This window comes from Priestia sp. VA7, from assembly GCF_055710015.1.
This window is the reverse complement of the sequence record NZ_JBVQPN010000005.1, coordinates 253,418-266,473: the sequence shown is the minus strand read 5'-3', so window position 1 is coordinate 266,473 and position 13,056 is coordinate 253,418. Positions and strand designations below refer to the sequence as shown.

Below are 13,056 nucleotides of genomic sequence, written 5' to 3'. Positions count from 1 at the left end.
AGAAGGGAAGAGTTTGAAATGGAATTATGGTTCACAGAAAAGCAAACAAAGAACTTTGGTATTACAGCTAAAATTAATCGCACTTTACATACAGAGCAAACGGAGTTTCAAAAATTAGACATGGTTGAAACAGAAGAGTTTGGTAACATGCTCTTACTTGACGGTATGGTTATGACAACGGAAAAAGATGAGTTCGTTTATCATGAAATGGTTGCGCATGTACCGTTATTTACGCATCCAAATCCAGAAAACGTACTAGTTGTAGGTGGAGGAGACGGAGGCGTAATCCGTGAAATCTTAAAACACCCAAGCGTAAAAAAAGCCACGTTAGTTGATATCGATGGAAAAGTTATTGAGTACTCAAAAAAATTCTTACCTTCAATTGCGGGCAAACTAGAAGATCCGCGTGTTGATGTACAAGTAGATGACGGATTTATGCACATTGCTAAAAGCGAGAACGAATACGATGTCATTTTAGTGGATTCAACAGAGCCAGTAGGGCCAGCTGTGAATTTATTTACAAAAGGATTCTATGCAGGTATCTCAAAAGCACTTAAAGAAGATGGTATCTTTGTTGCTCAATCGGACAATCCTTGGTTCACGCCAGAGCTCATCTCAAATGTTCAGCGTGATGTAAGAGAAATCTTCCCGATTACACGTCTATACGTAGCAAATATTCCAACATATCCAAGCGGTTTATGGACATTTACAATGGGTTCAAAGAAACATGATCCATTAGAAGTAAGCGAAGATCGTTTCTTCGATATTGATACAAAGTATTACACAAAAGAATTGCACAAAGCCGCATTTGCTTTACCTAAATTTGTGCAAGATCTTATTAAATAAGTTACCACATACAAGTGAGATGCCAGAGGTTTAAGGCTGGCATCTTTTCTATGAATAATGAAGGAGGAACAAAATATGCGTTTTGATGAAGCTTATTCAGGTAATGTATTTATCGGCAGTCACCCTGTTTTTGAAGAAAGTGAAGCGGTTCTTTACGGAATGCCAATGGACTGGACAGTTAGCTATCGTCCAGGTTCACGATTTGGCCCAACTCGTATTCGTGAAGTATCAATTGGATTAGAAGAATACAGCCCGTATTTAGATCGAGAGCTAGAGGAAGTAAAATATTTTGATGCAGGAGATATTCCACTTCCATTTGGGAATCCTCAGCGCAGCTTAAATATGATTGAAGAGTATATCGACCAGCTTTTAGCAGCAGACAAGTTCCCATTAGGCATGGGCGGAGAGCATTTGGTTTCTTGGCCTGTTATGAAAGCTATGTCTAAAAAATATCCGGATTTGGCCATTATCCATATGGATGCTCATACAGACCTTCGTGAAGAGTATGAAGGAGAACCACTTTCTCATTCCACTCCGATTCGTAAAGTTGCAGAACTAATCGGACCGGAGAATGTTTATTCATTTGGTATTCGCTCAGGAATGAAAGAAGAATTTCAATGGGCAAAAGAAAACGGCATGCATATTTCAAAATTTGAAGTTCTAGAGCCGTTAAAAGAGATTCTACCAACACTTGCAGGTCGTCCTGTTTATGTAACAATTGATATCGATGTATTAGATCCAGCGCACGCTCCTGGTACAGGAACAGTAGATGCGGGCGGTATCACATCAAAAGAGCTTTTAGCTTCTATTCACGCAATTGCTAAATCAGATCTTCGCATTGTCGGAGGAGATTTAGTAGAAGTAGCTCCAATTTATGATCCGTCTGAACAAACAGCTAATACAGCAAGCAAGCTTATTCGCGAAATGATCTTAGGCTGGGTACAAAAGAAATAAATAAAGTAAAAGGCGGCCGCTGTGGCTGCCTTTTTTATTTGGAATATGTGAATGCGTCACGTACTGTAAAAAGGTGAATTCTCGGCGTATCTATCATATTTCCTTTGAAGTATTATTGAATTCTTTCTTTAGAATGTTTATACTATTTAAGTTATAACGTATTCATTTTAATAAGGAAGTGTCTTTTGTGAGTAACGCTTCAGAAGTCAAGAAACCCATTGAAGTTAAAATTGTGACGGATATCCGCGATGGTCACCGAAAAGAGACAACATCGGTAAATGCAAAAGGTATGTATTATGAAAAAGGATCGAAAATTTATCTTACATACACAGAGCGCCAAGAGGAAATCGGAGATATTAGAACAATGGTGAAAATTAGCGAAGATGAAGTATCAATTAATCGAACCGGTGCTGTTCAAATGAAGCAATCGTTTCGTAAAAAGGTACAGATCGAAGGAACTTATATAAGCCCTTATGGACGTATGGATTTACTGACATTCGCTCATAACATTGAATATAAACAAATGACTCAAAAGGGTCGATTATTTTTAACGTATGATCTAGAAGTACAGGGTCAGCCTACCGGGAAATATGCGTTAACCATTACATTCAAGGAGGAGAAAAAATGAACATCGTCGAACAAGTGCAGCAAAAATTAAAAGCTGAAATTCAAGATGCTGTGGTCAAAGCAGGACTTGCTGAAAAAGCAGAACTTCCAGAAGTTCTATTAGAAACCCCAAAAGATAAAACACATGGTGATTATTCTACCAATATGGCTATGCAGCTAGCTCGTATTGCCAAAAAAGCACCGCGTGTTATCGCTGAAGAGCTTGTAGCAAACTTCGATAAATCAAAAGCATCTATCGAGAAAATTGACATTGCAGGCCCTGGATTCATCAACTTTTATATGAATAACTCTTATTTAACAGAGCTTATCCCAACGATTGTAAAAGCTGGTGAAGCGTACGGTCAAACAAACGTAGGGAACGGACAAAAAATACAAGTTGAGTTTGTTTCAGCTAATCCGACAGGGGATTTACATTTAGGACATGCCCGCGGTGCTGCAGTTGGAGACTCATTATGTAATGTTCTTGAAAAAGCAGGTTACGATGTGTCACGTGAATACTATATTAATGATGCTGGTAATCAAATTAATAACCTGGCTTATTCAGTAGAAGCACGCTACATGCAGGCTCTTGGTTTAGAGAAAGAAATGCCTGCAGACGGCTATCATGGTGCTGACATTATAAACATCGGAAAAGAGCTAGCAAAAGAGCACGGAGACAAGTATGTAAATGCCTCTGAAGAAGAGCGATTTGAATTCTTCCGTCAATACGGGTTAGATTATGAGTTAGCTAAATTAAAGCGTGATCTTGAACAGTTCCGTGTGAAATTTGACGTATGGTATTCTGAAACCTCTCTTTATAAAAATGATAAAATATCAGTTGCACTTGAAACCCTGAAAAAACAAGGTCATGTATATGAAGAAGAAGGTGCTACGTGGTTCCGTTCTACGACATTTGGTGATGATAAAGACCGTGTGTTAATTAAAAATGACGGTTCATTTACGTACTTAACACCAGATATTGCGTATCACCAAGACAAAATTCAACGCGGATTTGATAAGCTAATTAACATTTGGGGAGCCGACCACCATGGATATATTCCTCGTATGAAAGCGGCGATTCAAGCGCTTGGTTATGAAAAAGATACGCTTGAAGTAGAAATCATTCAAATGGTTCAACTGTATCAAAATGGCGAAAAAATGAAGATGAGCAAACGTACAGGTAAAGCAGTAACAATGCGTGATCTAGTAGAAGAGGTAGGCCTTGATGCAACTCGCTACTTCTTTGCGATGAGAAGTGCGGATACACATTTAGACTTTGATTTAGATTTAGCTGTTTCTCAATCTAATGAAAACCCTGTATACTACGCGCAGTATGCTCATGCCCGTATTTGCAGTATTCTTCGTCAAGGTGAAGAGATGGGGATTCAATCAACATCTGGCGCTGACCTTTCATTAATTAGTGCAGAAAAAGAAACGGAACTGCTGAAGAAAATCGGAGAGTTCCCTCAGGCCGTAGCGGAAGCAGCAACAAAACGTATTCCGCACCGCATTACAAACTATGTATTTGATCTTGCTTCTACGTTCCATAGCTTCTATAATGCAGAAAAAGTATTAGACAGCGATAATGTAGAAACAAGTAAAGCGCGTATTGAACTAGTGAAAGCTGTTCAAGTAACGCTTCAAAACTCCTTAAAACTAATTGGTGTTTCAGCACCCGAAAAAATGTAACAAAAAAAGAGCCTCTTGGCTCTTTTTTAATTTAAAAAACAAGCGTGGCACCTCCCGTACGCTTTACTCCTCTCATTGATGCTAAATCTTCCACTAATTTTAGCAGCGCTTTATCTTTTAACTTTGCTTCAATCATTACGTCAAAATCTTTTCCAATATCTTTAGCTATTTGCAAAAAAGGTGCGATAAAATCAGTTGAGACATAATCAGAGTGACTTCTGAATTCTTTTTCAGATTTAGGAGAAGAGATATGTATTTTTGGTTTTAACCCGATATGTTTCCACGTGTCAAAGATACGAGGGAGCAATAATGCAAGAGGTTCTTCTCCTTCATTTGCTTTGTGGTGGTGATAATCAAAGAGGAGAGGGACTTTCTCTTTTTCGCATACAGCTAACGTTTCTTCAGTTGTGTATGTTTTATCATCATTTTCAAGAGTCATGCGCTTTTTAATGACAGGTGGCAGCGTTTGAATGTTTTCATGAAATCGACCGATCGCCTTTTCTTTATTGCCATAGGCTCCTCCTACATGAATATTAATAAGAGCTTGATCGGCTACTCCCATCGCTTCAAGCATTCTATAGTGATAATCCATATCTTTTACCGCATTTTCTGTAATATGTTTTTTGTCGCTTGTAAATAATGTGAACTGATTGGGGTGAAAACTCACGCGCAGCTGATGATTCCGAATCAATTCTCCTATCTCTGACCAATCGTCTTGGAACGCATCAATGTAATTCCAATCTACTTCAGGATGAGTAGCTAAAGGAACAAGAGAAGATGATAATCGATACAGCATAATTTCATGGGCAATATTAAAATGTAAAGCGCGCTTAGTATGATTCAAATTTTGTTTTGTGACGTAATGAAGCTTATCCAGCCTCTCATCTTTTTTCATTTTTCCCCATCTAGTAAACGTGAGAGTCTTCGCAGGTGAGCAGTCCCAAAGCGACAGGGCATGTGATACATAGCCAAATCTAATTTTCATTATAAATTTTCCTCTTTTCGTTCATTAAAGTAACGGAGAAATAAAGGTTGCAAATCCTTGCTTTAGTTTTTCACTCCATTTTCGGTTTTTGACGTCTTCTAAAGACAAAACTGGGCATTCCCCCATACAAGCTTTAAAGCTGTTCTTTACCTCTTCAATGTATGTGGCATCGTAGATTAAACAGTTAATTTCAGCGTTTAAGAACAAGCTTCTTTTATCAAAATTAGCCGTTCCTACATCGCAGATAACATTGTCTGCAATTAATACTTTTGCGTGGTAAAAACCGTAATAATATTGATAAATCATGCAGCCTGCTTGAAGTAATGTAGGAAGATAGGCAAATGCAGCCTGATGAACAAGCGGTTGATCTGCACGCATTGGAATCAATATATGAACTTGTACTCCCCGTGCTCGAGCTTGCAATAAAGCATTCATCAAAGGTTCACTTGGAATAAAATAAGGAGTACCTATGTACAATTCCCTATTGGCTTGGTTGATAATCGATAAAAAGCTTTCTTCAAGTGAAAAACCTTCAGTTGACTGTAGCTGAATAACATAGTCTCCTTCAGAGGTTGGTGGAAAGTATCTTTCCACTTTACGCAGGTCTATGCCGGTAGCAGCATACCAGTCGCTCAACAGCTGTATTTGAAGATCTTGGATACCTTCACCTTCCATACGCAGGTGGTAATCTTTCCACACTCCAAGCTTGGCGTCGAGTCCTAAATATTCTCTTCCGATATTAAAACCGCCAATGTAGCCAACTTTCCCATCAATAACGGCCATTTTACGGTGATTGCGTGCGTTGAGTGTATAAAACAAATAAGGCCACCGTAGCGTTCGACTGTAAGCAAAATGAACACCTTGTTTCTTTAAGAATGCAATTTTGTTTTTCTTGATTTTATAGCTTCCCACACGGTCTACCAATAACCGGACTTCAATATTTTGCTGTGCTTTTTGGACTAGTAAATCTAAAAAATCTTGACTAATTTCATCATTTTGTACGATGTAAAACGATAAATGGATAAACGAAGAGGCATTTTCTATTTCGTGAAATAGATCTTTATACAAGACATTCCCGTCTGCGAACAAAAAAAGAGAAGCACGGCGCTTTGGAAATGTATTTTCAGCCTGAGAAAATACTTTCTTTCCAACGCCAAGGTCAATTGCAAGCCAAGCAATAAAAATAATAAAAAGTAAAATTACAACCATGCCGCTCATCATGTCACCTCTTTTCCCGATGTAAATACATTTTATGTTGTTCTTAGTGTCACCTTGTTTAAATAGAATATGAACAAAAGAACGAAAAGATATTGACTGAATGCTCATTCATTATATACAATGAAAACAGATATATTATCAGAAAATTTAGTCGTCAGGAGGAAAGAAAGGTAACAAACTATTCAAGGAGGGGACGAGATGACAGGGTTGCTGTGGGTGAATTTTCTCTTTTTTATTATTGTAACCGCTTACGCTGCTTCTTTGTTTGTATATTTAATTCGCACACGCATTGAGTATATTCAATTAGGGAAAAAAGTTGAATTTGATCAGCGGTTAAAAGAAAGACTGCAAAAAATTTGGGTGAACGTGTTTGGACAAAAGAAGCTGTTAAAAGATAAAAAAAGTGGAATTATGCACGTCATGTTTTTTTATGGGTTTATTTTGGTTCAGTTCGGCGCGTTAGACTTCATTATAAAAGGTTTGCTTCCAGGTAAACATTTGCCGCTTGGACCTTTATATCCCGGTTTTACATTTTTTCAAGAAATTGTGACGTTTTTGATTTTAGTAGCAGTTGTCTGGGCTTTTCACCGTCGCTACGTAGAAAAGCTTGTGCGTTTAAAAAGAGGGTTTAAATCTGGTTTAGTACTGATTTTTATTGGAGCACTTATGCTGTCAGTGCTTGTCGGAAACGGTATGTCAATCATCTGGCATAATCATGAACCGTCATGGACAGAACCGATTGCGTCATCGATTGCGATCTTGTTTAAGGGAATCAATGATATTGCCGCTATCTCCATTTTTTATGTTTCATGGTGGATTCACTTAGCCGTGTTATTGACGTTTTTAGTATATGTTCCTCAATCAAAACATGCTCATTTATTGGCTGGACCGGCTAATGTATTTTTTAACCGTGTTTCTAAGCCAGGTAAGCTTGAAAAGATTGATTTTGAAGACGAGACCCAGGAGACGTTTGGGGTTGGAAAGATTGAAGAATTCACGCAGCATCAGCTTATTGATTTATATGCCTGTGTGGAATGCGGTCGATGTACGAATATGTGTCCGGCAACGGGTACAGGGAAAATTTTATCTCCAATGGATTTAATTTTAAAGATGCGCGATCACTTAACAGAAAAAGGAGCGGTTGTGACATCCAAGGCACCTTGGGTTCCTACGTATGCATTCTCCAAAACAAAAGGAAATCAGCTGGCGATGATGGCGGCCGGCCAAGGCGGAGCAGAGGCTGCAGCAACAGCGGAATATAATCCCGCTTTAATCGGAGATGTCATTACGGAAGAAGAAATTTGGGCATGTACAACGTGCCGAAACTGTGAAGATCAATGTCCCGTAATGAACGAGCATGTAGATAAAATCATAGATTTACGACGTTTTTTAGTATTAACTGAAGGAAAGATGGACGCGGATGCTCAGCGTGCCATGACGAATATTGAACGTCAAGGAAACCCTTGGGGATTAAACCGAAAAGAGCGTGAAGAATGGCGACATGTAAGAGAGGATGTTCACATTCCGACTGTTAAAGAAGTAAGTAAAGCTGGTGAAACGTTTGAGTATTTGTTCTGGGTAGGTTCGATGGGATCTTATGATAACCGCAGCCAAAAAATCGCTCTATCGTTTGCTAAGCTTCTCAATGAAGCTGGTGTTTCATTTGCGATTTTAGGAAATAAAGAAAAAAATTCTGGTGATACGCCCCGCAGGTTGGGCAATGAATTTTTATTCCAAGAGTTAGCTTCTAAAAATATCGCTGAATTTGAAAAAAATGAAATCAAAAAAATTGTTACGATTGATCCACATGCTTACAATATCTTCAAAAATGAATATCCAGATTTCGGTTTTGAAGGAGAAGTGTATCATCACACAGAATTATTAGCTGTGTTGGTGAAAGAAGGTAAGCTGACACCAAAACATGCGGTTAATGAAAAAATTACCTTCCATGATTCCTGTTATTTAGGAAGATATAACGAAGTATACAGTCCACCAAGAGAAATTTTGAAAGCGATTCCAGGTGTTAGTTTGATTGAAATGGATCGCAACCGTGAAAATGGTATGTGCTGTGGAGCAGGAGGAGGGTTAATGTGGACGGAAGAAACGACCGGCCAGCGCATTAACGTAGCGCGCACGGAACAAGCCTTGGCCGTTAACCCAAGCATTATCAGTTCAGGTTGTCCGTACTGCTTAACGATGCTAAGTGACGGAACAAAAGCAAAAGAAGTAGAAGAAAAGGTTCATACGTATGACGTAGCAGAACTGCTTGAAAAGTCAATTTATGGTGACGTGCAAGAACAGGTTTCATAAAGGAGAAGTAGAGATGGTATTCATCTCTACTTTTTACAGAAAGGAAATTGAGCAAGCGTTCAATCGGCAAGGACAAAGATTAGGAAAAAGGGGAGGAAACAATAGTGAGGAAAACAGTTATTGTGAGTGCAGTTCGAACACCTTTTGGAAAATTAGGTGGCAGTGTAAGCGGACTAAAAGCGGCAGAACTAGGCGGGAAAGCGATTCAAGCAGCATCAAAGGGACGTACAGAAATTGATTCCGTTATTATGGGGTGCGTGCTGCAAGGGGGCCAAGGACAGCTACCTTCTAGGCAAGCCATGCATTATGCAGGTTTACCGTGGCAAGTAGAGACGGAAACCATTAATAAAGTTTGTGCATCAGGTATGCGCAGTATTACAACTGCTGATCAGCTGATTCGATTAGGAGAAGCAAAAACAATCATTGCAGGTGGAATGGAATCGATGAGTAATGCACCGTATCTCCTTCCAAAAGCAAGGTGGGGGTTCCGTATGGGAGATAGCGTTGTGACGGATTTGATGGTTCATGACGGTTTGACATGCAGCTTTACAGGGGTTCAAATGGGTACGTATGGAAATGAAATCGCTTCTGAAATGGATATTTCCCGAGAAAAGCAGGATGAATGGGCGCTTCGCAGTCATCAATTAGCAGTAGAGTCAGAAGAAAAAGGGAGATGGGATGCAGAAAGAATTTCAGTAGATATTCCGTCTAAAAAAGGAACGATAACGGTTCAAAAAGATGAAGGACCAAGAAAAGATACGTCGTTAGAAAAACTCTCGTCTCTTCGGCCTGTATTTGGCCACAGTGGAACCATTACAGCAGGAAATGCACCTAGCGTGAATGACGGAGCAGCTGCGCTCATGCTAATGGATGAAGATGTGGCGAAAGCAAATGGCTATGAGCCGTTGGCTACGATTATAAACCATACTTCTCTTGCGATGGAGCCAAGGGAGTTTCCGAAAACGCCTGGGTTTGCTATTAACAAGCTATTGCAAAAAACAAATAAGACAGTAGACGATATTGCGCTGTTTGAAATCAATGAAGCTTTTTCAGCAGTAGCGTTGATGAGTATGGAAATTGCAGGGCTTCCGGCTGAAAAAGTAAATGTGAACGGCGGGGCTGTAGCACTTGGACATCCGATTGGAGCAAGCGGCGCCCGTATTGTTGTAACGCTCATTCATGAATTAAGACGACGAGGCGGCGGACTAGGCATTGCTTCTATTTGCAGCGGCGGCGGCCAAGGTGATGCCATCATGGTAGAAGTATAAAAGGGGGATACCAACTTGAATATTGAAACAGTTATGGTTATTGGAGCAGGTCAGATGGGAGCAGGCATTGCGCAAGTATTTGCTGCGAGCGGATATCAAGTTTCTTTGTATGACGTTGATCAAAAAAATACACAAAAAGGAATAGAAGGTATTGATAAACGTCTGAAAAAGCAGGTGGGAAAAGGTTCTCTCTCAGCTAAGGAATATGAAGAAATTATGGAGCGCCTTCACCTGGCAAACGAAATAACAGCAGCACAAAAAGCAGATTTAATTGTCGAAGCGGTTGTGGAAAAGATGGAAGTCAAGCAAGCCATTTTTGCGGAGTTGGATTCGTTAGCCCCGAATCATACTGTTTTAGCAACCAACACGTCTTCGCTTCCTATTACTGAAATTGCAGCTGTGACCACTCGACCTGAAAAAGTAATTGGCATGCACTTTATGAATCCTGTTCCGGTGATGAAACTCGTTGAAATTATTAGAGGGCTGGCTACTACCGATGAAGTGTATCAAGCAGTCTATGAAACAACGAAAAAATTAAATAAAACCCCGGTGGAAGTTCATGATTTTCCAGGGTTTGTTTCAAATCGAATTTTAATGCCAATGATTAACGAAGCAGTGTTTACGCTCTATGAAGGTGTAGCAAACGAAGAGGATATTGATCAAGTGATGAAACTAGGAATGAACCATCCAATGGGACCTTTGACATTAGCAGATTTCATCGGCCTCGATACATGTTTGTTTATTATGGAAACGCTTCATAAAGGATTTGGTGATGACAAATATCGGCCTTGTCCATTGCTTAGGAAATATGTAAAGGCAGGGTGGCTTGGTCGAAAAACAGGAAAAGGATTTTTTACGTACGAAACATAAAGGAGTGGCGAAATGATCTTTTTTACGTCTGAACAACACATGATTAAAAAGATGGTAGCTGATTTTAGTGAAAAAGAAGTCGCTGCGGCTGTGCCAAACATGGAAAAGGGTGAATTTCCTCGAGGTTTATTAAAGCAGATGGCTGATCTGGGTCTGATGGGCATTCCCGTTCCTCAAGTATACGGAGGGGGCGGACTGGACTTTGTGTCGTACATGATTGCCATCCACGAAATATCAAAAGTAAGTCCAGCCCTCGGCGTCATTTTGTCTGTTCATACTTCTGTAGGTACGAATCCTATTGTCGTATTTGGGACGGAAGATCAAAAACAAAAATATGTAAAAAAACTGGCGACAGGTAAATATTTAGGTGCTTTTTGTTTAACAGAACCTAGTGCAGGGTCTGATGCTGCAAGCTTAAAAACAAAGGCAGAACGAAAAGGAGACCACTATCTTTTAAATGGCTCAAAGCTTTTCATTACAAACGGTGGAGAAGCGGATACGTATATTGTATTTGCTAAAACGAACCCCGAACGCGGGTCGAGAGGGATGAGCGCTTTTATCGTTGAAAAGACGATGGAGGGATTTTCAGTAGGAAAAGATGAACATAAGATGGGTCTTCACGGTTCTCGAACGGTTCAACTCCACTTTGAAAATATGCAGGTGCCTGTAGAAAATCGTCTCGGAGAAGAAGGTGAAGGCTTTCGAATTGCGATGGCTAATTTAAATGCCGGAAGAATTGGTATTGCTGCTCAGGCGGTAGGAATTGCTGAAGGTGCGTTAACGGCAGCTAAAAACTATGCAAATGAACGATATCAATTCGGAAAACCGATTTTATCTCAGCAGGGTATTGCCTTTAAACTGGCTGATATGGAAACGGCTGTTGAATCAGCGAAGCTTTTAATGTATAGAGCGGCTTTTTTATATGATCAAAAACTTCCTTGTAAAAAAGAAGCCTCAATGGCGAAATTGTTTGCTTCCCAAACAGCGATGAATGTAGCAATCGATGCGATTCAAGTTTTGGGAGGCTATGGTTATATGAAAGATTATCCAGTAGAGAGTTATTTTCGCGATGCCAAAGTATGCGAAATCTACGAAGGTACAAGCGAAATTCAGCGCATCGTCATTAGCAGTCAATTATAGGGGGGAATAATCATGTTTTTTAAACTTTCAGAAGAACACGAAATGATTCGAAAAATGGTGCGGGACTTTGCCAAAAACGAAGTGGCTCCGACAGCTGCACAACGAGATGAAGAAGAACGTTTTGACAGAGGAATCTTTACGCAAATGGCTGATCTAGGATTAACAGGTATTCCATGGCCGGAGCAATACGGAGGAATTGGCAGTGACTATCTAGCATATTGCATTGCCGTTGAGGAACTGTCTAGAGTATGTGCATCGACAGGCGTTACGTTGTCGGCTCATACTTCTCTAGCCGGCTGGCCAATCTATACATTCGGAACAGAAGAACAAAAACAAAAATACCTGAAACCTATGGCAACGGGTGAGAAAATAGGTGCTTATGGATTAACCGAACCGAGTGCTGGATCAGACGCAGGAGGAATGAGAACGCTCGCTGTAAAGGACGGAGAAGATTATATTTTAAATGGTTCTAAAATCTTTATTACAAACGGCGGCGAAGCGGATATTTACGTCGTATTTGCTCGCATCGACCCCAATGAAAAACGCACGAGCGCTTTTATTATTGAAAAAGATATGCCGGGATTTTCAGTTGGTAAAAAAGAAAAGAAACTGGGTATTCGCTCTTCACCTACCACAGAAATTATTTTCGAGGACTGCCGTGTTCCAAAAGAAAATTTGCTGGGAAATGAAGGAGAAGGATTTAAAGTTGCGATGATGACACTAGATGGCGGCCGAAATGGCATTGCAGCGCAGGCTGTAGGAATTGCTCAAGGGGCATTAGATGCGGCCGTAGCTTATGCTAAGGAACGTCAGCAATTTGGTAAGCCAATTATTTCTCAGCAAGGAATTGCTTTTAAGCTAGCTGACATGGCCACGAGTATAGAAGCTGCCAGACTGTTAACCTATCAAGCTGCTTGGCTGGAGTCTCAAGGGCTGCCATATGGCAAAGAATCAGCCATGTCAAAATTATATGCCGGGGATACAGCAATGAAAGTAACGACAGAAGCTGTTCAAGTATTTGGAGGATACGGTTATACAAAAGATTATCCAGTAGAACGTTTTATGAGAGATGCAAAAATCACGCAAATTTATGAAGGCACACAAGAAATTCAGCGTCTTGTCATTTCTAGGTATCTTGCTAAATAAAACACTTGTTGTAGGAGAGGTGAA

General features: G+C 40.0%; 11 protein-coding genes. 9 read left to right on the top strand and 2 right to left on the bottom strand.

From position 1 onward, the window contains the following. Positions 1-18: 18 nt before the first annotated feature. The 4 genes from speE (at position 19) to argS (ending at position 4,095) form a co-directional block, all read left to right on the top strand. The gene (speE, locus tag AC0C45_RS23435; protein WP_013059843.1) at positions 19-846 is read left to right on the top strand and encodes a spermidine synthase; all 828 of its coding nucleotides are present in this window, start codon (positions 19-21) and stop codon (positions 844-846) included. Between the two features lie 75 nt (positions 847-921). Next, positions 922-1,800, top strand: a complete 879-nt coding sequence (gene speB, locus AC0C45_RS23430; RefSeq protein ID WP_034648244.1) for an agmatinase — start codon at positions 922-924, stop codon at positions 1,798-1,800. A gap of 187 nt (positions 1,801-1,987) precedes the next feature. Beyond that, positions 1,988-2,428, top strand: coding sequence for a YwiB family protein (locus AC0C45_RS23425; RefSeq protein WP_014457736.1), 441 nt, complete (start codon positions 1,988-1,990; stop codon positions 2,426-2,428). Next, positions 2,425-4,095 (top strand): arginine--tRNA ligase, encoded by a 1,671-nt coding sequence (gene argS, locus AC0C45_RS23420; protein WP_047931265.1) that lies wholly within the window; start codon positions 2,425-2,427, stop codon positions 4,093-4,095. The genes AC0C45_RS23425 and argS overlap by 4 nt, the downstream gene beginning before the upstream one ends. 31 nt (positions 4,096-4,126) lie before the next feature. Here argS and uvsE read toward each other — a convergent pair whose 3' ends face one another. Both uvsE and cls read right to left on the bottom strand, forming a co-directional pair. Further along, positions 4,127-5,080: a UV DNA damage repair endonuclease UvsE gene (gene uvsE / locus AC0C45_RS23415; RefSeq protein ID WP_047931264.1), complete on the bottom strand. Its 954-nt coding sequence runs from the start codon at positions 5,078-5,080 to the stop codon at positions 4,127-4,129. 24 nt (positions 5,081-5,104) lie between these two features. Continuing rightward, positions 5,105-6,301 (bottom strand): cardiolipin synthase, encoded by a 1,197-nt coding sequence (gene cls, locus AC0C45_RS23410; RefSeq protein WP_257064025.1) that lies wholly within the window; start codon positions 6,299-6,301, stop codon positions 5,105-5,107. A gap of 195 nt (positions 6,302-6,496) precedes the next feature. Between cls and AC0C45_RS23405 the strand changes: the two genes are divergently transcribed. From AC0C45_RS23405 to AC0C45_RS23385, 5 genes are all read left to right on the top strand, one after another. Next, on the top strand, positions 6,497-8,608 hold the full coding sequence (locus tag AC0C45_RS23405) for a (Fe-S)-binding protein (RefSeq protein WP_016765939.1): 2,112 nt from the start codon (positions 6,497-6,499) through the stop codon (positions 8,606-8,608). A gap of 104 nt (positions 8,609-8,712) precedes the next feature. Then, complete coding sequence (locus AC0C45_RS23400; protein WP_472928884.1) at positions 8,713-9,876, top strand: acetyl-CoA C-acetyltransferase; 1,164 nt, start codon at positions 8,713-8,715, stop codon at positions 9,874-9,876. Positions 9,877-9,891: 15 nt separating this feature from the next. Next, positions 9,892-10,746: a 3-hydroxybutyryl-CoA dehydrogenase gene (locus AC0C45_RS23395; protein ID WP_016765937.1), complete on the top strand. Its 855-nt coding sequence runs from the start codon at positions 9,892-9,894 to the stop codon at positions 10,744-10,746. A 12-nt stretch (positions 10,747-10,758) separates the two neighbouring features. Then, complete coding sequence (locus AC0C45_RS23390; protein ID WP_472928883.1) at positions 10,759-11,886, top strand: acyl-CoA dehydrogenase; 1,128 nt, start codon at positions 10,759-10,761, stop codon at positions 11,884-11,886. Positions 11,887-11,898: 12 nt separating this feature from the next. After that, the gene (locus AC0C45_RS23385) at positions 11,899-13,032 is read left to right on the top strand and encodes an acyl-CoA dehydrogenase (protein ID WP_013059833.1); all 1,134 of its coding nucleotides are present in this window, start codon (positions 11,899-11,901) and stop codon (positions 13,030-13,032) included. The last annotated feature ends 24 nt before the right edge of the window (positions 13,033-13,056 follow it).